This is a genomic window from Streptomyces arenae (assembly GCF_022343545.1).
Lineage (GTDB): Bacteria > Actinomycetota > Actinomycetes > Streptomycetales > Streptomycetaceae > Streptomyces > Streptomyces humi.
In genome coordinates this window covers 50,606-74,636 of record NZ_JAKQYH010000040.1, presented here as the reverse complement: position 1 = coordinate 74,636, position 24,031 = coordinate 50,606, and the positions used below count along the sequence as shown (strand labels likewise).

At 68.6% G+C, this 24,031-nt stretch carries 21 protein-coding genes and 3 pseudogenes; 13 read left to right on the top strand and 11 right to left on the bottom strand.

Annotation, left to right across the window (positions count from 1 at the left end; genetic code table 11):
* Nucleotides 1–151: 151 nt before the first annotated feature.
* From MB828_RS16515 to MB828_RS16505, 3 genes are all read right to left on the bottom strand, one after another.
* Nucleotides 152–991 (bottom strand): carbon-nitrogen hydrolase family protein, encoded by an 840-nt coding sequence (locus tag MB828_RS16515; protein ID WP_301648844.1) that lies wholly within the window; start codon nucleotides 989–991, stop codon nucleotides 152–154.
* 308 nt (nucleotides 992–1,299) lie between these two features.
* Nucleotides 1,300–1,884 carry a DinB family protein gene (locus MB828_RS16510; RefSeq protein ID WP_301648843.1) on the bottom strand — a complete coding sequence of 195 codons (585 nt, stop codon included), beginning with the start codon at nucleotides 1,882–1,884 and terminating at the stop codon, nucleotides 1,300–1,302.
* A gap of 157 nt (nucleotides 1,885–2,041) precedes the next feature.
* A complete protein-coding gene (locus tag MB828_RS16505) occupies nucleotides 2,042–2,503 on the bottom strand; it encodes a GNAT family N-acetyltransferase (RefSeq protein ID WP_301648842.1) in 462 nt (153 codons plus the stop codon).
* A 142-nt stretch (nucleotides 2,504–2,645) separates the two neighbouring features.
* On the opposite strand from MB828_RS16505, the gene MB828_RS16500 reads away from it, so the two are divergent.
* Nucleotides 2,646–3,008, top strand: a complete 363-nt coding sequence (locus tag MB828_RS16500) for a hypothetical protein (protein ID WP_301648841.1) — start codon at nucleotides 2,646–2,648, stop codon at nucleotides 3,006–3,008.
* Nucleotides 3,009–3,188: 180 nt separating this feature from the next.
* Here MB828_RS16500 and MB828_RS16495 read toward each other — a convergent pair whose 3' ends face one another.
* The gene (locus MB828_RS16495; protein ID WP_301648840.1) at nucleotides 3,189–3,839 is read right to left on the bottom strand and encodes an NACHT domain-containing protein; all 651 of its coding nucleotides are present in this window, start codon (nucleotides 3,837–3,839) and stop codon (nucleotides 3,189–3,191) included.
* A 516-nt stretch (nucleotides 3,840–4,355) separates the two neighbouring features.
* Entirely contained in the window at nucleotides 4,356–5,198 is an 843-nt protein-coding gene (locus MB828_RS16490; protein WP_301648839.1) for a DUF6461 domain-containing protein, read from the bottom strand.
* 484 nt (nucleotides 5,199–5,682) lie between these two features.
* Here MB828_RS16490 and MB828_RS16485 point away from each other — a divergent pair, with 484 nt between their 5' ends.
* From MB828_RS16485 to MB828_RS16470, 4 genes and pseudogenes are all read left to right on the top strand, one after another.
* Nucleotides 5,683–6,168, top strand: a complete 486-nt coding sequence (locus tag MB828_RS16485; protein ID WP_301648838.1) for a MarR family winged helix-turn-helix transcriptional regulator — start codon at nucleotides 5,683–5,685, stop codon at nucleotides 6,166–6,168.
* 422 nt (nucleotides 6,169–6,590) lie between these two features.
* Nucleotides 6,591–7,260: pseudogene (locus MB828_RS16480) on the top strand (nitroreductase).
* Between the two features lie 92 nt (nucleotides 7,261–7,352).
* The gene (locus MB828_RS16475; protein ID WP_301648837.1) at nucleotides 7,353–8,081 is read left to right on the top strand and encodes an SDR family oxidoreductase; all 729 of its coding nucleotides are present in this window, start codon (nucleotides 7,353–7,355) and stop codon (nucleotides 8,079–8,081) included.
* Between the two features lie 369 nt (nucleotides 8,082–8,450).
* Nucleotides 8,451–8,888 carry a cupin domain-containing protein gene (locus MB828_RS16470; protein ID WP_301648836.1) on the top strand — a complete coding sequence of 146 codons (438 nt, stop codon included), beginning with the start codon at nucleotides 8,451–8,453 and terminating at the stop codon, nucleotides 8,886–8,888.
* An 84-nt stretch (nucleotides 8,889–8,972) separates the two neighbouring features.
* Here the strand turns inward: MB828_RS16470 and MB828_RS16465 are convergent, their stop codons facing one another.
* Together MB828_RS16465 and MB828_RS16460 are read right to left on the bottom strand one after the other, a co-directional pair.
* The gene (locus MB828_RS16465) at nucleotides 8,973–9,374 is read right to left on the bottom strand and encodes a winged helix-turn-helix transcriptional regulator (protein WP_301648835.1); all 402 of its coding nucleotides are present in this window, start codon (nucleotides 9,372–9,374) and stop codon (nucleotides 8,973–8,975) included.
* Nucleotides 9,375–9,540: 166 nt separating this feature from the next.
* Nucleotides 9,541–10,722: a hypothetical protein gene (locus MB828_RS16460; RefSeq protein ID WP_301648834.1), complete on the bottom strand. Its 1,182-nt coding sequence runs from the start codon at nucleotides 10,720–10,722 to the stop codon at nucleotides 9,541–9,543.
* 160 nt (nucleotides 10,723–10,882) lie between these two features.
* On the opposite strand from MB828_RS16460, the gene MB828_RS16455 reads away from it, so the two are divergent.
* The 4 genes from MB828_RS16455 to MB828_RS16440 all read left to right on the top strand — a co-directional run bounded on the left by MB828_RS16455 (nucleotide 10,883) and on the right by MB828_RS16440 (nucleotide 16,147).
* A complete protein-coding gene (locus MB828_RS16455; protein ID WP_301648833.1) occupies nucleotides 10,883–11,488 on the top strand; it encodes a TetR/AcrR family transcriptional regulator in 606 nt (201 codons plus the stop codon).
* Between the two features lie 367 nt (nucleotides 11,489–11,855).
* Entirely contained in the window at nucleotides 11,856–13,052 is a 1,197-nt protein-coding gene (locus tag MB828_RS16450) for an MFS transporter (protein WP_301648832.1), read from the top strand.
* Between the two features lie 504 nt (nucleotides 13,053–13,556).
* On the top strand, nucleotides 13,557–14,471 hold the full coding sequence (locus MB828_RS16445; protein ID WP_301648831.1) for an acetoacetate decarboxylase family protein: 915 nt from the start codon (nucleotides 13,557–13,559) through the stop codon (nucleotides 14,469–14,471).
* Nucleotides 14,472–14,485: 14 nt separating this feature from the next.
* A complete protein-coding gene (locus MB828_RS16440; protein ID WP_301648830.1) occupies nucleotides 14,486–16,147 on the top strand; it encodes a succinic semialdehyde dehydrogenase in 1,662 nt (553 codons plus the stop codon).
* A 263-nt stretch (nucleotides 16,148–16,410) separates the two neighbouring features.
* Here the strand turns inward: MB828_RS16440 and MB828_RS16435 are convergent, their stop codons facing one another.
* The gene (locus MB828_RS16435) at nucleotides 16,411–17,655 is read right to left on the bottom strand and encodes an NADH:flavin oxidoreductase/NADH oxidase family protein (protein WP_301648829.1); all 1,245 of its coding nucleotides are present in this window, start codon (nucleotides 17,653–17,655) and stop codon (nucleotides 16,411–16,413) included.
* A gap of 95 nt (nucleotides 17,656–17,750) precedes the next feature.
* On the opposite strand from MB828_RS16435, the gene MB828_RS16430 reads away from it, so the two are divergent.
* Nucleotides 17,751–18,347, top strand: coding sequence for a TetR/AcrR family transcriptional regulator (locus tag MB828_RS16430; RefSeq protein WP_301648828.1), 597 nt, complete (start codon nucleotides 17,751–17,753; stop codon nucleotides 18,345–18,347).
* 517 nt (nucleotides 18,348–18,864) lie between these two features.
* Here the strand turns inward: MB828_RS16430 and MB828_RS16425 are convergent.
* Nucleotides 18,865–19,440 carry a TetR/AcrR family transcriptional regulator gene (locus MB828_RS16425; RefSeq protein WP_301648827.1) on the bottom strand — a complete coding sequence of 192 codons (576 nt, stop codon included), beginning with the start codon at nucleotides 19,438–19,440 and terminating at the stop codon, nucleotides 18,865–18,867.
* A gap of 92 nt (nucleotides 19,441–19,532) precedes the next feature.
* On the opposite strand from MB828_RS16425, the gene MB828_RS16420 reads away from it, so the two are divergent.
* Complete coding sequence (locus MB828_RS16420) at nucleotides 19,533–20,363, top strand: oxidoreductase (RefSeq protein ID WP_301648826.1); 831 nt, start codon at nucleotides 19,533–19,535, stop codon at nucleotides 20,361–20,363.
* Nucleotides 20,364–20,822: 459 nt separating this feature from the next.
* Here MB828_RS16420 and MB828_RS16415 read toward each other — a convergent pair.
* Nucleotides 20,823–20,966: pseudogene (locus tag MB828_RS16415) on the bottom strand (DUF3761 domain-containing protein); the annotation flags it as partial.
* A 40-nt stretch (nucleotides 20,967–21,006) separates the two neighbouring features.
* Nucleotides 21,007–21,117 (bottom strand): annotated as a pseudogene (locus MB828_RS16410) (2-hydroxy-3-oxopropionate reductase); the annotation flags it as partial.
* A gap of 313 nt (nucleotides 21,118–21,430) precedes the next feature.
* Between MB828_RS16410 and dctA the strand changes: the two are divergent.
* Together dctA and MB828_RS16400 are read left to right on the top strand one after the other, a co-directional pair.
* On the top strand, nucleotides 21,431–22,852 hold the full coding sequence (gene dctA / locus MB828_RS16405; RefSeq protein ID WP_301648825.1) for a C4-dicarboxylate transporter DctA: 1,422 nt from the start codon (nucleotides 21,431–21,433) through the stop codon (nucleotides 22,850–22,852).
* Nucleotides 22,852–24,024 (top strand): glycerate kinase, encoded by a 1,173-nt coding sequence (locus tag MB828_RS16400; RefSeq protein WP_301648824.1) that lies wholly within the window; start codon nucleotides 22,852–22,854, stop codon nucleotides 24,022–24,024. Before dctA ends, MB828_RS16400 begins: the two co-directional genes overlap by 1 nt.
* The last annotated feature ends 7 nt before the right edge of the window (nucleotides 24,025–24,031 follow it).

Genomic DNA, 24,031 nt, shown 5'->3' with positions numbered 1-24,031 from the left:
CGGCCGCCGGCCCCGAACTCCCCGCATCCACCGGCAGTGAGGGACCGCAGGTGCACCGTCGACTCGGTCGGGCGATCACCCTGGACCGGCGGAACCGCGCTGAGGGAGCAGGCGTGGTGCCGTATACCCGCTGGGTGGAGCGCGTCGGCTGTCAGAAGCTGGTGCGGTCTTCGCTCCGCGGATCACGGACGCGGCGGCTGCGGTAGATGTCGCCCTCTCGGGCGTTGGCTCGCCAGGGGCGTGCCTTGTTGAGGGCGACGTCGAACTGAGGTGCGTGGCGGTCCAGTTCGCCGATGATCAGTTCGCTTGCGGCATCGGCACGTGCCAGGACGCTCCCGTCCGGTCCGATCAGCTCGGAGTTGAGCAGATCGGTCGTCTGCGCCGGTGTGGCCATCGCCAGCCAGTAGTTGTTGATCGCGGCATGCGCCCGCGCCCTGATCTCGAAGATCGAATCGACCGGATAGGCCGACAGCAGCAGGCAGTCCACTCCGAGGTGCGCGTACTCCTGGAACAGTTCGGGGAAGTTGATCTCGATACAGACGGCACAGCCGAATGTGAATCCGTCGACGGAGAAGGTGGTCGGTGCGAATCCCGGGGTGTAGCAGTGCAGGATCTCGGTGTGGGAGCAGTAGCGCTTGTCGTAGCGGTCCACCACCTGTCCGTCGTCAGCGATCACGTACAGGCTGTTGTGCGGTCGATGCGGCGGGGTGAGCCGGTGAGTGCTGCCCAGCACCACCCAAAGCCGTAGTTCGGCCGCGAGCGCAGCCACTTGGCGGTGCTCTTCCCGCAGCGCAGGCCAGTCCATCTGGTCCCAGTCGCGGATCTGCTCCTTGGCGTACCCCGACAGGCAGCCTTCCGGAAACTGGACCAGGCGGGCGCCCGCCTCGGCCGCTTCATGCATGAGCCGCCGGACCGTCGGGCCGTTCTGGCGGGCATCTTCAGTGATCATCATCTGAGCTATCGCGATGCGGAGCGAGGACGGAGAGGTCACGGGCCCACCCTAGACGCGAGGATGCCAACCTCCGCCGGGCGATCACGTTCGCGGTGCCCGACGATGGCGAGAAGGAGCGGCCCCGGCTGAGCCGGCACGATCCGGGCAGGCGTCCCGCTCCAGCTCGACATACCGCTCCCCGACACCGAGACGGCGCAGTCGGTCGCTGTAGTCCACGACGCTCTGCGGGAGTGCCCGAGTTCGATCCAGCACTGCCCGATGCAGCCGACGCCAGAGGCGGCCGACTTCGGTCCTCCGCCCACGACCGGCATCATGCCGCTCGCACATCAAGCCGCGTAGGCCAGCCTCTAGGCCTTGACTGATGCGGCCGATCTGGCGGCCTGCTCGATCTTCGCGCAGTAGGCCGCACGGGCTTCCTCGTCGATGGGCTGCTCGTGTTCGGCGCGCAGCCCGGTCCGGCCGTCGAGCCTCTCGCGCAGGATGTCGGCGTGTCCGGCATGCCGGACGGACTCGCTGAGGACATGGACCATGATGGCGAACAGGTTCGTGTTGCGATAAGGCTCCGGCCACCACGGCACGTGGCCGGGGGCGTCGAGGGGAAGCTCGTTGATCGTCGCGTCCGAGTGTTCCCACGTGCGCCGGTAGGACTCGATGATCTGATCGCGCGTCTCGTCCTCGGTCGCCCACAGATCGCTGCCGTCGTGGTCCTGCCACCGGGGCAGCGGTTCCGGGGAGGGGCGGTCGAAGACCTCGCCGAAGTACCTGGCCTCGACGCTGGCCACGTGTTTGACCAGGCCGAGGAGGTTGGTCCCGGTCGCTGTCAAAGGTCGGCGGGCGTCGTATTCGGACAAGCCATCGAGTTTCCAGAGCAGTGCCTTGCGGTCCCGCCGCAGTCTCCCGTGCAGGTTGTCTTTCGCGAATTCATCGATCATGCGGAATGAGCCTGCCATGGGCTGCTCGAGGCCTCAAGATCCCGTACGTGGTCTCAACGACCCGGCAGAGTCGAGGCCTGCCCACGGCCACCGCCCTGACCTGCAACAAGAAGCTCGCGAAAATCGCCACGTGAGACAACCTCGAAGGCAAAGGGCCTCAGGACGGGATTCTGCGCAGGTACTGGGTGAGGGTCCGGCCCGGAATCGACCCGGAGGGCACACGGCTGACGGGGATACCTCCCATGGCCTCATAGAAGGGCTCAGCGTTCGGGTCGGCGTCGATGCTGAACCGGGTGAACCCGAGCGCCTGGGCGGTCTCCACCGCATGCGTGAACAGCAGACGGCCGACGCCCTGTCCGATCGCGTCCGGATCGACGAACATCATGCCGAGGACGCCCTGCGGTGGCTCACCCTCCAGGGTCGTGAAGCCCACGATGCTGCCGTCGCGCTCGGCAACAGCCGTCCGACGGCTGGCCAGGTCTGGGCCCCTGAGCGTGAGTTCGTCGCGACACGCATCAAGAAACGCCTCGTCATAGCCCCAGTGGGCCTTCGAGCGAAGCGCCAGTTCAGACAAGAAGGCCGCTTCGTCATCCCGGGCAGGTCGGATCGAGATCGTCACTCAACACCTCCACGGAGCCGTTGTCATCACGCCATGATCCACCCACGGGATTTGGTGAGGACAAACGATCCAGAGAACGGGTCCGCGGATTTGAACGGTGAACGGCACCCTGTCGCCCGTGCGCCCTGGCAGGATCTCCCGCATGCTCGAAGAAAAGCTCGACGCGCTCGCGCAGATGATGGCCGAGCACATGGCCAACCCGTTCCCGCCAGGCTTCCGCGGCCGGGATGTCCTGGACCATGACATGGTGCTGCTCGACGCGGACGCCTACGCCTACGCTGCCGGCGCCCTCGAAGGCCCGCTCGATCAGCAGCGCCACGCGGGCTTGAGGAGAGCCACAACGGTGCTCGCGAAGGTTCTCCCGGCGATCGACGACGAGTACGCGGCCAAGTACTACACGCACGTGCGCGACATGGCCGCGCTGGCCGCCGAAATCGAGACCTTGCGCGACAAGAAGCGCTCGACTGAGGAGGTTCGCCCCGAGGACGGACGGGGGGGTGAATAAGGAACCCGCCGGGGTGGGTGGCCATGTGGTCGAGCAGGAGCCGCCAGCGGGCCACATCGAGGGCGCGGTCGGCCAGATAGGCCCGGGCGTCATCGGCGCCGACAGGGGCGACTGTGATGCGGGCAGCGTCCAGGACCTCGGTACGTTCGGCCAAGGCGTCGTAGTGCCGGGTGCGGCAGGTCAGGATGAGGGGCCGGCGTCGCGTCCCTGCTGGTAAGTGTTGAGGGTTCGTATGACGGCGGTGGCCCGGGGGGCGGCGGGGTCAGGGGAGCCGTCAGCGGCGGGCGGGTCCATCTCGTCCAGGCCGTCCAGAACCGGCAGCACCAAGTGGTGGCGGAACAGGCTGGCGGCCAGGTGGACGGGCCAGTCGTAGGCTTCGACCAGCCGCTGCCGCAGTAGATCGGGCAGCGTCTGGTGTTCGGTGTCCCACCTCGACAGCGGGATCCGACCCGGGACGGGGTCGTTCTCGGCGCGGCCGTTGATGAGGGCCAGCAGCAGTTCCAGCGCCAGGACGGTCTTGCCGGCACCGGCGGCACCGGTGACGACCAGGCGCAGAGGCCGGGTGGCGCGGTAGTAGGTGAGGATGTCTGGCATGGTCACCGGGTCCAGGCCGCTGGTCAGCTGCCCGGCGGGGGGAGCGCTGGCCGGGCGGACCACGGCCGGGTGCAGACCGTAGACGAGGTTCATACGCCGGGTGTCGTCACCCAGCAACTGCCGCCACACCGCGCTCTCCCCGGCTTCGACCTGGCTGGCCGGTGTTGCGGCCGCGCTTCGAGCGAGTTCCCTCTCGTTGCCTTCGACCGGCTTACGCAGTGCCAGGACCGCGGCCACGAGCCCAGCCACCCCTAAGGGGAGGCCCAGTACACCTGCTGTGTCACCGGACTGCAGACCGCCATGGAGGATCTGCCTGACTGCGTACGCGGCGCTCGCTGTGATCGCCAGGACACAAAGGAGCCAGATCAACTGCCAGTTGCGCCGCCGACGGCGTCCCCCGAGCCCTGTCATCTCCCGATCGTCCCCGCTGCCCTCCCGCTGCACAGCACACTTCTCTTACCTGTGACCAAGCGGCCCAGCATCGGCTTCGCCCGGGCGCTTGATGGACTCGGTATGTATGGGCATGGCGCAGCCCTTGAGCGAGAGGAGCGTGCCGGACGGCCACTGTTCCAGGGCCTGGTGATCCGGGACCCCGCCGAAGCCCTCGCCCTCTTCGACCAGGCCCAGCCAGCCCGACTGCCAAGTGAGAGAGCACGCACCAGCTCGCCATGGCTTCATGGGACACTCCCCGTCGCCGAAAGGTCCCTTGTAGAGGCGGCGAGCGCCCCGGGACAGCCTCCATCCGCGCGCTTGCTACTCGCCTGTCTCGTGGTCTGAACGATCCGTGGCCAGCGGCTGGTTGTAGTTGATGACGACCGGTGCGTCTGCCTCGGTCCGTGCGCGGTCCGACGCCGCCGCGATCTCCTCGTAGGTCCACTCCCTGTACAAGCGCTCACCATGGGCATCGGTGATGTCAATGACCACGCCGGTCCACTCCTCGGCGGGCTGTTCAGGGACGAGCCCCAATTCGTAGGTAGCGTCCTGGAGCAGGGAATCGGTGACGCGTACGCCGGTGAGTCTCTCGGCCAGAGCGAGGACCGCCGCCTTCCGGTCGACGTCCGGGGCGCTCTCGTCGTGCTCTCCCTCGGAGGTCAAAGGAAAGCCAACTTCTCGCAGCAGGGGGATCAGTTCGTCGGGAGTGCTGCCGTCGCGCGCCGAGGGGCCCTCGAACGTCGTACGGAGGTCACCGTCCTCGAACCAATGGAAGAGGTGGATGGGCTTGCCGCCGTTGGTCGAGTGCGCCACGACCCGGCCACCCCTCGACAGCGTCTCGACGCACGATGCCGCAATTCCCAGGCCACCGTCGAAGCCGAGTACGAGTGTCCAGTCGCCGTTCTCGCCCGGAACGCTGAAAGCACCCGCGACGTAGGACTCGTCCCAGTAGTCGTGACCCTCCTCGGCACGATGAGCCTCGTCCGCCTCGACCAACCCGGCCGTTCCCTCCCCCCTGCCGCACGGTTCCGCCTCCATCGCGCGCAGCACCTCGCGCGGGGTCCGCCCCTGTATCAGTGTCAGGGTGTATCCGCTCTGGGTCATCTGGCGGAAGAGCGGCGAAGTGCGGATCCAGGCGTAGTCGTGCGCGGTCACCAAGTTCATGCGGCGCAGTGTGCCGGATGGCTCTGACATCAATGTCCAGTGCAAGCCGGTTCTTACAACTGGAGCGGGTCCTCACGTCGCGCCACCGAATCCATGTCAGCAACAGGCCCTGGCTATCTAGGCCAAGCAGCGCAGCGACGTCACCTTCATCCACCAGTCGCTGTACTACCCGTTCACCGACGCCGCGCAGTACACCGACTGCTACCGCCACGCAGAGCACGTGGGGCCGCCGAAGGGTGTCGCCTGGCATGGCACGACGGTCCACGCGGGCGTGTGGCAGACGCCGGTGACGGGTGCCCGGCGACTGCGGCGGGTCAACGTCGATGGGGACGGCCAAGGCGATCTGGCCGGCCACGGCGGCGAGAGCGCGCCGTCATCCCGGCCACTACGCCCATGGGCTCCGACCTCCGGTCGCTGTCGCAGGAGACGGGGGACAGCCCTGTAGTTTCATCCGATACCGTATCGGATGAAGTAATGTGACGTCATGGTCGCTGACGTTCCTCGCCGAACCCCCGCCTCGCATGCGACCGACCGCCCCGGGGACACGTCGCCTTTCGCTCTCGGCTTGTTGCTGCGCCGGGCGCACTGGCGTGCGGCCGCGGTGATGGGGGAGGCGCTTCGGCCGCATGGCCTCGAGTTGCGGCATTTCGCGGTGCTGATCGAGCTGGTCAATCGGGGGCCCACGGTGCAGCGGGACCTGGTGGGGGCGACCGGGTCGGACAAGGCCGGAATCATGCGGGTCGTAGACGACCTGGAGCGGAAGGGCCTGGCCGTGCGCAAGGCCGTACCGGGGGACCGGCGGGTGCGGGCAGTGGAGATCACTCCTGCGGGGCTGGAGCTGTTCGATGCGGTCCACGTGGCTGCGGAGCCACTGGCTGAGCGTCTGGTTGCGGAATTGCGGCCCGGGGAGCCTCAGGAACTGAGGGATCTGCTGGCCCGGCTGGCTTACCCGGCAGACGACGAGGCGTAAGCGCGCCGGCGCACCCGTTGTCGGCCGCATCGGCGCGCTTGGTTTGCTTGGTTTCATGAGGCTTGCACGGCGAGGCCGCCTTGAGGGCCGTGGCCGTCGTCGGTGCGTGTGGGCCTGGCGACCGGGCAGCCGGCCGGAGGTGTCACCGACGGGGCAGAGGGTCCGCGCGGCTCTCACGGCACCCGCGTGGACGGCGGTGTGCTTCCACCCTCGCCGCGCAGCATCGTCGTCCTGAGGCACACCCCTCCGACAGGCCGTACGTCGGCCAACCCCAGGTCGGGACCTCCGTGTGACGTCTTGGATGGGCACGAAACAAGGGCTGGGCATTCACGATCTGAGATGTCTCGATCGATATCGTATCGAGTGATACTATCTTAGGTGTAACGAAGACAGACCCGTTGAGCAGATGGAGGCGGGTGGCCATGGACGTCTACGAGGCGGTCACGCGCCGACGGGCGGTGCGCGCGTTCACCAGCGAGCCCGTGTCGAGAGAAAAGCTGGAGCGAGTGCTGTCCGCTGCGGCTTGGGCGCCGTCCGGGTCGAACCTGCAGCCGTGGCACACCTACATGGTGACCGGCGCACCACTGGCCGAACTCAAGAAGCGCGCCGGCGAGCGCCTGGCTCTGGGGGACCCATGGGACGCGCCGGAGTATGAGATGTATCCGCCGAAACTGAAGTCTCCGTACCGCGAGCGCCGATCCGCCTTCGGCAAGCAGCGCTACGGGGCGCTCGGCATCGCGCGTGAGGACGTTGAGGCGCGCCAGCGGGCGGCCGCCGCGAACTGGGACTGCTTCGGCGCGCCCGCCGCCCTGTTCTGCTACATCGACAAGGACATGGGTTCACCCCAATGGGCTGATGTCGGCATGTATTTGCAGACCGTAATGCTGCTGCTTCGTACCGAAGGGGCTCCACAGCTGCGCGCAGATGGCCTGGGCGAAGTACCACAAAACTGTCGCGGAAGTCCTGTCGCCCCCGGACGGGCTGGTCCTCTTCTGCGGCATGTCGATCGGGTTCCAAGACGTCACAGCGGGTGAGGCCCGCATAGGCCGGGCGCCGCTCGACGAGACGGTCACGTTCATAGACGGCCTCTGACGCCGGCCCTCCAAAGGCGAACCGTTTCATGGCGCATCCACACAACAGTTCATATGCCATATTGCGCATGTAATCACCACGGAAGGCATGTCATGAAGATCGCAGTAATCGGCGGTACCGGGCTCATCGGCTCGCAGGTCGTGAGGAATCTGACCGCGGCCGGGCACGAAGCGGTGCCCCACTCGAAGTCCACCGGAGTCGACATCATCAGCGGTCGGGGACTGGAGGAGGCGACGGCGGGAGCGGACGTCGTCGTCAACCTGACGAACTCCCCGACCTTCGACGAAGCCTCCCTGGGCTTCTTCCAGACCTCGATGGACAACCTCCTGGCCGCGGCCCACAAGGGCGGCGTCGGCCACTTCGTCATCCTCTCGATCGTCGGCGTGGACCAGGTTCCGGAGCTGGACTACTACCGGGCCAAGGCGCTCCAGGAGAAGATCCTCGCGGACGGGCCGATCCCTTACTCGATCGTCCGGGCGACGCAGTTCATGGACTTCATGGACGCGGTCCTGTCCTGGACCGCTGACGCCGACACCGTCCGGCTGCCCGCCACGCCGATCCAGCCGATCGCCTCCAAGGACGTGGCCGCCGCGGTAGCTGAGGTCGCCGCCGGCGCCCCCCTGAACGGCATCCACAACGTCGCCGGTCCCGAGGTCTTCACCCTGGACGAGGTGGGCCGGATCACCCTGGCCCACAAGGGCGACCACCGCACCGTCATCACCGACCCCACCGCCGGCATGTTCGCCGTCGTCAAGGGCGACGTCCTCACCGACACAGACGCCCACCTCGCCCCCACCCGCTACACCGACTGGTTGTCCTGAACATCCCACCCACTGCTTCTCCTGTCCCGGCCCGGCGGTCCCTTCATTGCGCCCGCCGGGCGCGGCGGCCGCGGCCGGATGGGAATTCGGTCGGATGGGGATTCGGTCGGATGGGGATTCGGCTGTCACCGGCTCCTGCGATGAGTGCCGATGCCCACCGGCTCCCGGATGGTGGCGGCCGCCGACGGGATGCAGGGTGGTGTCGAGACCGTTTGGGACAGGCAGAAGAGCACACGGCCTGTCAGCAGGGAACCGGCGACCTTGGCCACTGCCGAACGAGTGGGTCGTCACATCGGTCCGGGCCGTAGTGGCTGCGTAGTGGCTGACGCGAGACCGTCCGTCTCGGGAAGGCTTACGGAGGTGTGGCACATGTCGGAGAAGAACCCAGGGCCCGGGACCGCCGCTCAGGTCTCCTTGCCCCCCGAAGTCAAGTTGTTGCAGGAGGTCACCCCGCCCTTCTTTCCCGAAGGTGGTTCGGGAATGACCATCCTCGTCGACTGGCCTCCCGGTCACCCAGGGCTCCCTCCGCATCGCCATTCGGGCCCGTCGTTCGGCTACGTGATGGAGGGCGCACTCCGGTTCGAACTTGAGGGCGAGCCAGAGCGCGTGGTCGAGGCCGGTGGAACGTTCTGGGAGCCAGGCGGTGACGTGATCCACTACCAGGACGGCAATGCGCTGTCGGACGCATCGACCAAGTTCGTGGTGACCATGCTGTGCGCGCCGGGCCAGCCGATGCTCACGCTGGTCGACGAGGAGGAGTTGAAGGAACGGGCGCACAAGCGCGCTCCCCGTTCCTCCGAAGGCTGACTCGGGATACGGCCAGGATGCGGATCCAACACCACCGATCCCCGGTGCCGGCACGCCAACCTCCTGGCTGTGCGTGACGAGAGGTCAGCAGCCTGGAGTAGTCGGTTGATCCGATGCTGATGAGCCGCTCGGTGGAAGGTGATCCTCTGCCCACAAGAACAGAACGGCCAGGGGAATGAGGAAGGCTTTGCCGTGCGCGGAGAGTGCGTAGTGGGTTCGCGATGACCGCCCGGGCCGGATGTCCTGGGTGATGAGGTCGATCGCGGTCAGTTCCCGGAGGCGCTGGGCGAGCATGCGGTCGCTGATGCCGGGGACGCGCTCGCGAATCTGTGCGAAGTCCGCCAGGCCTTTGGCCAGGGCCATGAGGATCAAGCCGTTCCAGCGCCTGCTGAGCAGGGCGAAGGCCCGAGTGATGGCCGGAGAGCCATCGGCTGACTGCGGATGCTCGGACCGGCGTACCGGTTGAGGGTGTTGTGGGGTGGTCATGGTGTGTATCCCTTCCGGTACGGCGCGAGGCATCGCGGTTTCAGCACCTTGCGCAGCGCTCCGTGGTCGTGCTCGTGCAGGGAGTCGGTCCGGCCTGTGTGTCGGCCGAGCCGCGCTCCTGCGTGGCGGTGTGGTCCCGACCTGATCGCGCGTGAAGTGCTCGGCATCACCCGTCGCCGTCATGGCGACGGGCGTCGGCGTGCGCGTGACGCCCGACCGACAGAATCTCGCCGGATCCCGGCACAGCCGGGAGCAACTCCCCGGCAGCCGTCGCACCGGGCCGCGTGCCCCGGGGTTTCCCGGTGACCCAGTGGCCGAACATGACTGCTGTGAGCCCGCAGACACTCCACAGAGCCAGGACGGCAAGATGGCCGGCGCCGGAGTTGCCGTCGAAGTACGTGGTGTCGCGAAGCAGACTGGCTCCGGCGCCGGGGGGCAGCCACTGGCCGACGTGGTCCACGCCCTTGGGGAGCATCTCCGGCGCGGAGGTGGCGCCGGAGAAGGCGTTCCCGACGAAGACCATGACTGCGGCGCTGAGCCCGAGGCCCCCGGGCCCGAGGAGTCGGACCACGCCGGCAGCGGTGGCGCTGATGGAGAGAAGGTCGAGAGACAGGATCGCCCAGGTGGCCACGTGATGGTGGGGCAGCGCTCCGAGGAAGCCCTGGGCCACGAGGTGGACACCCAGGGCTGCGACAGCGCACGCGACGAGGAGTGTCAGCACTCGCAGCCGCGGGTGGGCAAGGCCACGAGCCATCGAGACGAACGCTCCGATCAGGATGCCGCAGATCGTGAGCGGGAAGACCGATGAGCTGAACACCACACCCCGGGGGTCCTCGGCGGCGACGGGCACCACGTCGATCGCCTTCACAAGGATCTGCGCAGCGGAATCAGCACCAGCACCTGCGGATTCCTGCCGTGCGGCCTTCTGCTGGACGGCGTCCGGCTTGGTGGCTGCCTGCTTGTGGTCCCTCACCCGGGAGTGCGCATCCACGGCCTCCTGTCGGGCGATCCGCTGGGTGGCCTTGTCGGCCAGCTGTTGTCCGACATCGGTCAAAAGCTGGGCCACGGAAGGGCTGGCGGCGGTGGCCTTCAGCACGGTGATGCTGCGGCCGGAGAGGGCAAAGGCGCCGTAGACATCCCGGTTCTTGATCGCCGACCGCGCGGCCTGCCGATTCGCATAGAGGTGGAAGTCGAACGCGCCGGGCTTCGCACGGGTCAGTGCCTCCACCGCCTGCTGGCTGGCCGGCCCTGTCCCCACGATGCCGACAGGGACCTCGCGCGGCGAGATCCGCCCCGCCGGCCAGGCGAACGCCAAGACCGCCGCAGTGATCGCCAAGGGCAGTGCCACGGCTGCAACGAGCACTTCCCGCCATGCTGGGCGTCCCGACAAGGGGCTTCTCACAACCCGTCCTCTCATAAAAAGAATGATCGTTTTCTTTAACTTCAGTCTGACCCGCCACCACGGCAGCCGTCAACACGAATGTTCGTTTTCTTTGTAGGCTGGTCTCATGCCCAAGGTCACCCAGCAGCACATGGACGCCCGCCGTGAGCAGATTCTGAGCGCGGCGCGCCGTTGTTTCCTCCGTGACGGTTTCCACTCCACGTCCATGCAGGACCTGTTCGCGGAGTCGGGGCTGTCCGCGGGAGCGGTGTATCGGTACTTCACCAGCAAGGACGAGATGATCCTCGCGATCGCCGAGGAGAACATGCGCGATGTCCTCGACGTCACGCTCGCCGTCGCCACCAACCGGCAGGGCCAATCCATGGGGGCGGTCATGGCGGAACTGCTCGACGTGATCCGGGTCAAGTCGGCCGAGGAAGGCGTGGCCGCCCTCGCGATTCTGGTCTGGGGGGAGGCCATGCGCGACCGATCGCTGGCGGGCAAGCTGGACCATCTCATCGGCCGCATACGCGCCAATCTGGTCACCTTGGTACGTGACCAGCAGAAGCGGGGTGCTTTGCCTACGAACGTGACGGCCGAGGCGATCGCTTCGACGATGCTCTCCGTCCTCCCTGGCTACATCCTCCAACTGGCCCTGCTCGATCCGGCTGCTGTGGCCGAGGTGCCCGACGCGGTGCGAGCGTTGTGGCCGGAGTCGGCAGGTGAGCGCTGAGCGGTCGCACGCTCACCGCCCCAGACGGTCAACGAGCGCCCGGGGCACGACAGATCCCGTGCAGTTGAGATAACCGCCGTCGCCCAGCACCGTCAGACCCGCGCACATGCACAACCTCGCCCCCGCGTCATGAGCAGACGAGCCCGGCGTCCGCTCTGACCTGCCCACACTCAGCCTTGTGCAACGCCCTGTAGGCTCGGGGGAGTTATCGACTACCGCATGACATCTGCCCGGTGACGGAGTCGGCGTGGGGTGCGCGTCCCCGCTTCACGCCACCACTGGACGGCTTCAGGCGCAGCCACGGGTCGGCATTTGGACGCCGGCGGCCTTGTTGGCGCGTCCCGCCGGGCGGCGAAAGGGATGCGCCGTGCCTTCGGCTTCGGCGAACTACCGCACGCTGCTGCGCACTTCGGGTGCCGCCGCGTTCTTCCTTCCCGCTGCTGTCGGGCGTCTGGGCATTGCCATGACGGGTATCGGCATGTTCTGGCTGGTGCATGCGCGCACCGGGTCGTATGCCGCCGCAGGCCTCGTTACCGGCGGGTTCGCTGTCGCGGACGCCGTCGCAGGGCCCCAGATCGGGCGCCTCGTCGACCGGTTCGGGCAGGCGCGGGTGCTTGCCTGCGCCCTGGGCGCACACGCCGGGGCGGTGGCGTTGCTGCTCGCCGGTGCCGTTCCGGAGGTCGTCGCCGGGGTGCTCGTCGGGGCGACGCTGCCTCAGCTGGGTGCTCTGTCTGCTGCTCGCTGGTCGGCTCTGCTGTCCGGGGAACAGGCTGCCGCGCTGCCCACTGCCTTCGCGCTGGAGGCCCTCGCCAACGGCGTGTCCTACCTGGTCGGCCCTGCCCTGGTGAGTGTCCTCGGCGCGTCGGGCCGTCCGAGCGCCGGGGTGCTGCTCGCCGCCGCGCTCGTCGTCGGCGGAGGGCTGGCCCTCGCCGCCCAGCGCCGTACCATGCCGCCCGTCACGGACCGGGCCGAACGCCGGCATGCCGGACGCGCTCTGCTGCGCTCCGCTTTCCTGCGGCAGGTCGCGCTCGGTCTCACGCTCGGGGTGTTCTTCGGCGCGATGCAGGTGTCCGTCACCGCATACGCCGTCGGGCGTGGAACACCGGACACGGCAGCGCCGCTCTACTTCGCCTCCAACTGCACGAATCTGGTGGGTGGCTGGGCCTACGGAGCCTGGCGCCACGGCGGCTCGCTCCGGCGCCACCAGCCCGCAGCCGCTGCCTGTCTCACGTTCGCGAGCCTTCCGCTGACCGTCCTCGATGCGCCCTTCGCGGTCGGCGCCGTCCTTGCCCTGACCGGACTTGCCGTGCCGGTCCTCCTGATCCTTACCTCTGTCCTCACGGAGTCTTCGGTCCCGCGTGCCGTCCTCACCCAGGCGTTCACGTGGGGCAACTCCGCAAGCGCGGCAGGAATCGCGGGGGCTGCGGCGGTCGCGGGGCGGGTGGTCGACGCAGGCGGTGCGCACGGGGGCTTCGGCGTGGCGGCGGGGGCCGCGGTGGCGATGACGGTCCTGGCGCTCGGGGGTCTGCGGGACTCGTCAGCGGCCAAGGTTGAACGGCTTTGACACGAGCCGGGGGACGGCCACCCTCAGGACACCGAGGAAGGAGCCACAGTGACTCTCGGGACTGCCGGGGACAACAACTCGTGCGACCGGAACAGCGCCGCGTTCACGGCCACCGAGTGTCGGCGGCGTCGCCCGCAGGAGGAGTGACGACGGCCTCCGGGACGACACCACGGACCCCCTCGTGACCGCCGTGCCCACAGTCATCCTCCACGCTTCGATGCGCTACGGCGGCAAGCCGCAGGTCCTCGCTGAGTGAAGCAGACCCTGCGGGGTAGGCCGGTCCGTCATCGCCTTCGCCGAGGAACGAGGGCGGCGCACGACCAACATCGTGCGCCGCGCGGAACTCGCGAGCGAACTCCGTGACCTCGGCGCCTACATCGTGGTCGTCGATTCTGTGCAGGGACCCGGTGTCGTCGTCCTGCACGGATACTTGTTGACGGTGCTTACATTCGCAGTCTACTCTCATGTAATCACTGTCAACATCTGAGCTAGGGAGCCATGTCGATGCCCTCGTCCCAGCAGGGAACAGTCAAGGTCGACCTCGGTGGCCGTACGGTCGCCGTCCCCAAGGGGGGCCTGTACGACCGCTACCGGATGGACACCGATCTGGACGAAGTCGCCCGCGATCCCCGAGTCAGCGGCGTGGACTTCTTCCGCCGGCTGCCCAAGACGAAGGTCGACTCCCCGATCGGCGCCACGCTCACCCCGAACTTCTACTACCGCATCTCGACCGCCCGGATCACGATGCTCGCCCGCTCCCGTGCGATCCGTTCCCGGCTGCCCAGGGAGCTGGCCCCGCTGGAGGTCGCGCCGGGCCTCGGGCTGATATCCGTGATGTTCTTCCGCTACGACGTGTGCGACATCGACTTCTACACCGAGGCCGCCGTCGGGATCGCCGTGAAGCCGGCCCGGCACGGCAAGCTCGGCTTCTTCGACCTCGTCGCCGCCCTGAAGAACGAGCACCTCGATTCCTACGTGCTGTCCCTGCCGGTGAGCACGGACATCGCCCAGGTGCGCGGCCACGACGGCTACGGCTTCCCCAAGTGGGTCACCGGGCTCGACGTCGACATCGACGCCGATCGGACGACCGCACGTGTGGCCAACGACGCCGGCGGAACCGACCTGTCGCTGCTCGCGGCGACGCCCGCCCAGACCGCCTACCCGAGCGGCCGGCGTGTCTCGACCCTCACCTCGTACACGTCGATCGGTGATGCCTGGCACTCGACGCTGAGCCAGACCAACGTGCTGTCGGCCGGTACCGAGCTGGTCCCGCGCCGTCTCGCGCTCCAGGTGGGGGAGGGCCGCATGGCCGACGACCTGCGTTCCCTCAAGCCGGTCCGGACGATTCAGTTCGACGTCGTCACCGAGGGCCAGCTCGCCCTGCACATGCCGGTCCCGACCTCGGTCCGCAGCCGGTAGCAAGGAGCTCTGTCATGGCCACCGACCACACCACCCCTCCCGCCGCCACCCCTTCCGCCGTCACACCCTCGGCCACCGCTCCCACGGTCGCCGTCCCTCCCACGACCGCTGCCCGCACCTCCGTGCTGCCCGCCTCGCTCACTCCGGCTCTGATCCAGCGGCTGGCCGCGCGGGTGGTGGCGGCGCCCGACGCCGCGCGGGTCACCACCAACGCCCCGTACACCGGTGCTCCGCTGGCTGACCTGCCGGTCTCCACACCGGCGGACGTCGAGCGCGCGTTCACCCGGGCCCGCATCACCCAGAAGGCTTGGGCCGCCACCTCGCTGACCCAGCGGAAGAAGATCCTGCTGCGCTTCCACGACCTCGTCATGGCCCGCCAGGACGAGGGGCTGGACCTGATGCAGGCCGAGAACGGCAAGACCCGCCGTGACGCCTTCCTCGAGGTGGTCGACATCGCGGTCACGTCCCGGTACTACGCGCGCAACGCCGCCAAGTACCTGGAGCCCAAGCGGCGCCGCGGCGCGATCCCGGTGCTCACCCACACCACCGAACTGCGTCACCCCAAGGGCGTCGTCACGGTCATCTCCCCGTGGAACTACCCGTTGAGCATGGCCGCGAGCGACGCCATCGCCGCCCTCATGGCCGGCAACGCCGTCGTCCAGAAGCCCGACACCCAGACCGCGCTCACCGCGCTGTGGTCGCTGGACCTGATGGAGGAGGCCGGTCTGCCGGCGGGTGTGTGGCAGATGGTGGTCGGGCGGGGCAGTGCCATCGGCGGGGCGCTCATGGACAACGCCGACTACATGATGTTCACCGGCTCCACCGCCAGCGGACGCAAGATCGCGAGCGATGCCGGCCGGCGCCTCATCGGCGCGTCCCTCGAACTCGGCGGCAAGAACGCGATGATCGTCCTGGACGACGCGGACATCGACAAGGCCGCCGAGGGAGCCGTCGCCGCGTGCTTTCCCTCGGCCGGCCAACTCTGCGTGTCCGTCGAGCGGTTGTACGTGGCCGAGTCGATCCGTGACCGGTTCGTCGCCGCGTTCGTCGAGCGCACCAGGAGGCTCAAGCTCGGCGCTGCCTACGACTACAGCATCGACGTCGGCAGCCTCACCACCGCCGCCCAGCTTCAGACCGTCAGGGAGCAGGTCGAGGACGCCGTGGCCAAGGGGGCGACCGTGCTCGCAGGCGGCAGGGCGCGACCGGACCTCGGCCCGCTGTTCTTCGAGCCGACCATTCTCACCGACGTCACCCCCGACATGACGCTGTGCGAGCACGAGACCTTCGGACCCGTCGTCTCGATCTACTCCTACCGCAGTGTCGACGAGGCGATCGCGCTGGCCAACGCCACGCCGTACGGCCTCAACGCCAGCGTCTGGTCCGGCAACGGTGCCCGGGGCCGGGCCGTCGCAGCCCGCGTGCACGCCGGCACCGTCAACGTGAACGAGGCCTTCGCCGCCGCGTGGGGAAGCATCGACGCGCCGATGGGCGGCATGGGCGACTCGGGACTCGGCCGTCGCCACGGAGCCGACGGCATTCTCAAGTACACCGAGGCCCAGACCGTCGCCCACCAGCGCATCCAGGGGTTCACTCCGCCGCCGGGCATCTCGCCCGAAACCTGGGCCGCCCTCCTGACCGGCGCACTGAAGGTCCTCAAGGCGGCCGGCGTCCGCTGAAACGCCAACGCCAACGGGCTACGGCTACGGCGGTGCCAACGGCCACGGCACACGCCAGACGCCGGACGGCGCGGTTCCAACGGAGCCGCGCCGTCCGGCGTACATGGGGCTTGTGCGTGTCGTCGTACACCAGGTGGGTGTCGCTCCCGTCTTCGAGACGGGCCGACTCCGACCGGCGATGTGGCGACAGACGCCGACAGGCCGGAAGGGCCCCAGGTGGTCGCGATGAGCGACGAGCACCTGGGGCCCTTCCAGTGGCACGCTTACGCGGCGCCCTGCGACGCGGACAGCCAGGCGCGGTAGCGGCGCAGGGCCCGTCGCTGCTTGCGCTGCTCGGAGATGAGGGCGATCGCCGGGTGCGTGTCGGGGGTGGGGCGGCTTCCGCGGGCGATGCGGCGCATCTGGTGGCGGACCTGTGCCATGCCGGCGGCCGAGGCGAGGGCCTTGTCGGACCAGGTGACCGGCCGCAGCTGGTCGTCGGCCTCGCGGCCGTGGCGCCAGCGGTCTGGCAGGTCCGGCGTGACGGCGAGGGCGGTGCCCATGCCGATGATCGCCACGCCGCTGTCGAGGACCCTGTCGGCGGTCTCGCGGCGGGTGATGCCACCGGTGAGCATCAGCGGCAGCGGGCTGGTCCTGACCAGGTCCTTCGCGAGGTCGAGGAAGTACGCCTCGCGGGCCTGGGTACGCGCGTCCGCGGCGCGGCCCGACATCGCCGGGCTCTCGTAGCTGCCGCCGGACAGTTCGACCAGGTCGACGCCGAGCGGTGCGAGCATCTCGATCACCTGGCGCGCGTCGTCGGCGTCGAAGCCGCCGCGCTGGAAGTCGGCGGAGTTGAGCTTCACCGCGACCGCGAAGGAGGGGGAGACGGCGGCGCGCACGGCGCGGACGACGTCCAGCAGCATCCGGGCCCGGTTCTCCAGCGATCCGCCCCACTGGTCGGTGCGCTTGTTGACCAGAGGGGACAGGAACTGCGACAGCAGGTATCCGTGCGCGGCGTGGACCTCGACGCCGTCGAAGCCCGCCTGTTCGGCGCGCTGGGCCGTGACGGCGTACCGGGTCACGGTGGCCTGGATCTGCTCGGGGGTCATGGCGACGGGCTTGCCGAAGCGGCTGCTGTGCTTGCCCAGATCGACGGCGACCGCGGACGGCCCCCATACGACACCGGGCATGTCGGACCCGATCTGGCGGCCGGGGTGGTTGATCTGCATCCAGATCGCGGCGCCGCCGGCCTTGGCGGCCTCGGCCCACTCGATGAAGGGCTCCAGCGGCGCGGCCTCGTCGAGCACCACGCCGGCGGGGCCGGTCAGTGCCTCGGCGTGGACCATGACGTTGCCGGTGATGAGCAGTCCGGTGCCGCCCTTCGCCCAGCGGCGGTACAGCCCGATCAGCTCCTTGTCCGGGAGCTGGCCGGCACCGGCCATGTTCTCCTCCATGGCCGCCTTGGCGATCCGGTTGTTCAGTACCTGGCCGGAGCGCAGGGACAGGGGCGAGAACAGCTCGCTGGTCATCCGAGTTCCCCTCTCGATCTCGATCGCTTACGATGTATGCAGCGTTCACATTAAGCCAGCGATGTAAGCGACGTAAACATGAGGGAGCGTGACCTATGTCGCAAGCGAGCAGTTCGTATCACCACGGCGATCTGCGCGCCGCCTGCCTGCGCGCCGCGCGGGAACTGCTCGAGGAGGACGGCAGTGCCGGGTTGTCCCTGCGGGCGGTGGCGCGGCGGGCCGGCGTGTCGGCGACGGCTCCCTACCGCCACTACGCGGACCGTGACGCGCTCGTCTCCGCGGTCGCCGCGGAGGGCTACCGCGAACTCGCCGAATACCTGGCCGCGGCGCATCCCGCGCCCACGACTCCCGACGAGCTCGCCGAGGTGGCCGTCGCCTACGTCCGTTTCGCGCTGGAGCGCCCGGCGATGTTCCGGGTGATGTTCGCCGAGCCCTGCGATCCCAGCAGCGAGGAACGGCTTGCCGCGACCGCCGCCATCTCGGAGTACGTCCGGGGCATCGTCCGCGGTGCCTTCCCCGGCGCCGATCCGGACGCGCTGGCGACCACGGTGTGGGCCCTCGTCCACGGCCTGGCGTTCCTGCACCTCGACGGCAAGCTCGACACCTCCACCCCCGAGATCGTCGCCGATCAGGTCCGCGCCGCCGTCCGCGCGCTGTTCACCGCCCCTGCGGCGATGTCACAGGGGCGGTGACCGCAGCGCTCGGGCGGGCGACGGCGCAGCGGAGGCGCGAAATAGACGCCATGGCTCGATCTTGACGGTGCATACACGCATTCCCTGATGTGCACATCGCGCACATCAGAACCTTTTGCGATTCAGCCCCCACGCGCGAACCTAGCCGTCGCCCCGACCCGCACGGCCCCGCCGGCGCACGATCACACCGCCAGGTCGTCCGCCCCCCTCAGCGCATCCCATTTCTGCCCGGACGACCCCCCTGGAGCCGCCTGTGCGTCGCCGTGACAATGGCGGACCAGACTGTGGCGACCGCTCCGGGCAGGACGGCCACCTCCTCCATGGCGTCGGCCCCGCCACACTCGGCACATTCCACACACCCGGAGTCGCTGGAAGCCTCGATCGACCTTGCCGTCATGGCGCTCCGTTCGTTGTGGCAGTCGGGTGTGTGGGAGTTTGAGCAGCGCCCTGGCGTGGCCGTGTTCGATGTTCACGAGAGAGGACAGCACTGTCTCCTGGGCATCTGAATTCTCTGCGGTCAGCTCTCCGATTGCCGGGCTTGGGCGGTCAGTCCCGGTGTGACGAGGGTGAGCCAGCGGGCGCGGGCGGCGGGTGGCTGGTCGGTGGGTGCGGTGGAGAAGAGGAGGTAGATGTCGCTGACGGTGATGTCGGGGTGGATGTCGCCGTCGGTTTGGCCGGCTCGGATGAGGGCGTCGACGGCGGCGCTGCCGCGGTTTTCGTCGGCGTGGTCGCCCGGCTCTGCGCCGAGGGCGTGGGCGGCTGCTTTGACCGCACGGTCGGCCACTGACGCTTCGATGACACGGCCGAGGAGCGCGGTCAGCTCGTTCAGGGCGGGGGCGCCGGCGGTGACGCGCGCGAGGGCGGCTTCCGCGTCGTCGGCGACCCGGGCGACCGCCTCGGCGACGACGGCCGCGACGAGGTCGGTCTTGGTCGGGAAGTGCCGGTAGAGGGTTCCCACGGCCACGCCTGCCGCAGCGGCGATCTCGTCCATGCCGACCTCGGGGCCGCGAGCGGTGATCTGCTCACCGGCTGCGGTGAGGATCTTCTTGCGGTTGCGGACCGCGTCGGCGCGCGGCGCCCTGGCCTGGGTCACTGGTCTCGCCTGCCTTTCCACTTGCATAAAGGTGAACCTTGGTTCAGGATAGATGGTGAACCAGAGTTCATCTTAACCGTGAGGATCCCAGCATGCCCGCCAAAACCGCCCTCGTCACCGGTGCCTCCTCGGGTATCGGTGAGGCCACCGCCCTCAAGCTCCACGACCTCGGTTACACCGTCTACGGGGCCGCCCGCCGCACCGACCGCCTCCAGGACCTCGCCGAACGCGGCATCCGCCCGCTGACGATGGACGTCACCGACGACGACTCCATGCGCGCCGGGATCGAGAAGATCACTGCCGAGACCGGCCGCATCGACGTCCTGGTCAACAACGCCGGCTACGGCTCCTACGGTGCCCTCGAAGACGTCCTGTTGGACGAGGCCCGCCGCCAGTTCGAGGTCAACGTCTTCGGTGCTCTGCGCCTGACCCAGCTGGCCCTGCCGCACATGCGCGCCCAGCGCTCCGGCACCGTCGTCAACATCACCTCGATGGGCGGCAAGATCCACACCCCGCTCGGCGGCTGGTACCACGGCACGAAGTTCGCCCTCGAAGCCCTCAGCGACTGCCTGCGCCTGGAGGTCAGGCCCTTCGGTATCGACGTCGTCGTTGTCGAGCCGGGCGGCATCGCCACCGAATGGGGGGCCATCGCCGCCGACAAACTGGAAAAGTCCTCCACCGACGGCGCCTACGCCGCCCAGGCCACGGCCGTGGCCTCCTCCCTGCGTTCAGAGGCCAACGCCAAGCGCAACTCCCCGCCCAGCGTCATCGCCGACGTCATCGGCAAGGCTGTCACCGCCCGGCGTCCCAAGACCCGCTACGCCACCGGCTTCGGCGCCCGCCCCCTCATCGCCCTGCGCCGCCTTCTGCCCGACCGCGCTTTCGACACCGTCATCTCCCGCGCGGTCGGCATGCCTCGCTGACCGAGTGCCTGGTCCTCTCTCGGACGAGTTGGTGGCGTTTCCGGAGCCCTGTGGCAGGCGGCGAGAGTCTGGGGGCGGCCTGCTGCGAGCACCGCACGCAAGTTCACAAGCAAGGCACGGTAAGAGTCGATCGCCGCGTCCGGAGCTCCTCCTTCCCCCTGCCGGCACGCCAGACTGTGGCGGGTTGACAGCGCTCGGGGATGCAGAGTGGGCGGGCGCAGTGCGTGCGGCCTTCGACCCAGGAGCAGGCGTCCAGCCCGCGCGCGAGGCTGAGGTGAGGTCGATTCGGTCGGCCACGGCCGGCCGCCGTCGGTTCGCGCCGCCGACAGGCGCACCGAGCCATCGGGTTATAGGACGTCGACGCGCACCTGGTTCCCGGGCCCCTGCGCCCTCACGGCGCTGTATGCCGGGCCTCGCAGCCCGGTCACTCGCCCGCGTCTGCCGGTGCCAGTACTTCACGCCCCGGTGGTGGGAGCACGTGCCGCGGGCGTGGGTCCTGTAGGAGTAGGTGTTGTCCTTGCACTTGGCCGTCGCCCCGCGAGGGTGGGGACTGTTGGTCGGCCGCGGCGACCGGCACCAGTAGTGCCTCGGCCACCGCCACAGTCGGGAGCGCGGTTCTGAACCTGTTCACCATCGGATCTACACCCGAGAGACGTTCGATCAAGCGCAGCAGTGCAGAGTGGTCTAGGCCTCCGTCTCCCTGGGCGCGCAGAGAGCTGAAGAGCTTGGCGATGACCGTACCGGGGGGCTCCGCGTACGGCGGCTTCGGTCAGTAAAGATGATGCCGGCGTGCTGGCGGCGGAACTTACGGCACTCATGATGAAACGACGTCACTTCTGTGACCAGGTGCTATTCCTGAGCTCACGAACCTCCGCATAGCCGGCACCAGCTGCTGCTGCCTGGAGTCGACGATGCCAGGCCTTGCGGCACGCGGAGCGAGATAGATAGGCCATGCCTATACGGGGCATCGATTTTTGGTCGTGGACCCCTGCTGCTGTGCCCGGTTCACTGTGGCGCAAGCTGGCGCGGACCGATCGGGCTCGGTACTGCGCGATGAGGAGGTTGCAATGACGCATACCCCAGGCAGCGGACGAGCCGGGCAGGCCGCGCGGATCGCGGCGAAGCCGTGGTATCGGCAGCTGTACGTACAGGTGCTGGTGGCCATCGTGATCGGCGTCATGCTGGGCTGGCGGTGGCCGGATCTGGCCACCGACATGGAGCCGATCGGCACGACGTTCATCACCGCGATGAAGATGCTGATCGGGCCGATCGTCTTCCTGACGATCATCGGCGGTATCGCCGGGGTCGCCGACCTGCGCAAGGTCGGCCGGACCGGCGTCAAGGCGCTGGCCTACTTCCAGGTCGGCACGATCGTCGCCCTGCTGACCGGGCTGGTCGCGATCAACGTCTTCCGCCTCGGTGACGGGGTGCACGCCGACCCTGCCACGCTCACCACCTCGGGCGACGCGAGCCAGTACATCGAGCAGGGCGAGCACCAACACTGGTGGGAGTTCCTCACGGGCATCGTGCCGAACAGTTTCTTCGGCCCCTTCGTGGAGGGGAACATCCTCCAGGTCATCTTCCTGGCCGTCGTGTTCGGCATCGCGGTCAAGATGGTCGGCAGGACCGGGGAGCCGATCATCGCGGCCGTCGGACGGCTCACCGAGGTCGTCTTCAAGGTCCTGTCCTTCGTCATGAAGGCCGCCCCGCTGGGCGCGTTCGGCGCGATGTCGTATGCCATCGGGAAGTTCGGCCTGTCCACGCTGACCAGCCTGGGCTCGCTGATCATCCTCTTCTACGTCACCTCTGCGCTGTTCGTCGTGCTCGTGCTCGGGGGCGTGCTCGCCCTGTACGTACGGCTGAACATCTTCCAGCTCTTCCGCTACTTCAAGGAGGAGTTCTGGCTGATCCTCGGCACGTCCACGGCCGAGCCCGCACTGCCCGGACTGATGCGCAAGCTGCAGTTCATGGGAGCCGAGCGGTCCACGGTCGGTCTGGTCGTGCCGACGGGCTACAGCTTCAACCTGGACGGCGCGGCGATCTACCTCTCGCTCGCCACGCTCTACATCGCCCAGGCCACCGACACCTCTCTCTCCATCGGCCAGCAACTCGGGCTGCTGGCCGTCATGCTGCTGACGTCGAAGGGCGCCGCGGGTGTCGCGGGCGGCGGGTTCATCGCACTCACCGCGACCCTCTCGACGGTCGGGTCCGTACCGGCCGCGGGCATCATGCTGATCTTCGGCATCGACAAGTTCATGTCGGAGTGCCGGGCACTGGTCAACTTCTTCGGCAACGCCGTGGCCACGCTGTCCGTCGCCAAGTGGGAGAACGGCCTCGATCTGGAGCGGGCGCGGGCCGTGCTCGCCGGGAGGGCGGGGGAGCCGCCGGTGGCCGTCGAGGCGGACGACACGGCATCCCGGCCAGAGCTCGTGAAATCCGGCGCCGGCACGGTGTCCGTTCCGGCCCAGAGCACCGAGGTGACACCCTGATGTCCACGGTCCTGATCGCCCCTGACAAGTTCAAGGGCTCCCTCACCGCCGACGCGGTGGCTCGCGCCGTGGAGACCGGGATCCTTGGAGCCGCACCGCACCTCCGTGTCACTCGGCTTGCTCTGGCTGACGGGGGAGAGGGCAGCGTGGCCGCTGCCTGCGCAGGCCGGTTTCACGCCGAGTCGGTCACCGTGACCGGACCGACCGGCCGTCCGGTCACGGCTTCCCTTGCGGTTCACGGTCGCACCGTTCTCATCGAGGCCGCAGCCGTCTGCGGCCTCGGTGTGCTCCCTGACGGCCGCAAAGCACCGCGCACAGCCACCAGCAGGGGCATCGGACAGGCGATCCAGCGCGCGCTGACGGAGGGTGCGGACACCATCGTCCTCGCGGTCGGCGGGGTCGCCAGCACCGACGGGGGCGCGGGACTGCTTCAGGCCCTCGGCGCTGTCCTGTCCCGCGCCGATGGTGCTCCGATCGGCCCCGGCGGCGGCGGGCTCGCGGAGCTCCACACAGTCGACATCGCCAGAGCACGCGCAGTTCTCGCCGGTGTCGACCTGGTGGTGGCTACGGACGTGGACAACCCGCTGCTGGGACCGCGGGGAACCGCCGCCGTCTACGGTCCCCAGAAGGGTGCCACCGAGGACGACGTACGCGAACTGGACGCGGCGCTCGCTTCCTTCGTGCGACGACTGGAGGCGGCAGGCGTGTCCGACGCGGCTTCTCTCGCCGGGACGCCCGGGGCCGGAGCGGCTGGTGGATTGGGCTTCGCCGGGTTGTTGCTGGGCGCTCGCGTGTGTTCTGGCGCCGACTTCTTTCTCACCTTGCTGGGTGCCGACGAACTGCTCGCGGACGCCCGGATCGTCGTCACCGGCGAAGGGAGCCTGGACGAGCAGTCCCTCGCGGGGAAGCTGCCGGTCGCACTCGCGCGGCGTGCTCGCCGGCATGGTGTCGACGTTCATGCCATCGCCGGCCGGTGCACTCTGCCTCCCGAACGGACCGCACATTACTTCCGTTCCGTGCAAGCCCTCACCGACCTCACCGACGCGGACTGCGCGAACGACAGCGCGTTGTCCGCGAACCTGCTCACCCAGTGTGGACGGTCTCTCGCCAACCACTGGATCGACGGGTTCGGGGAGGGGACTGTCGCAGCGGATACGTTGGTCCAGTCCTAGAAATGTT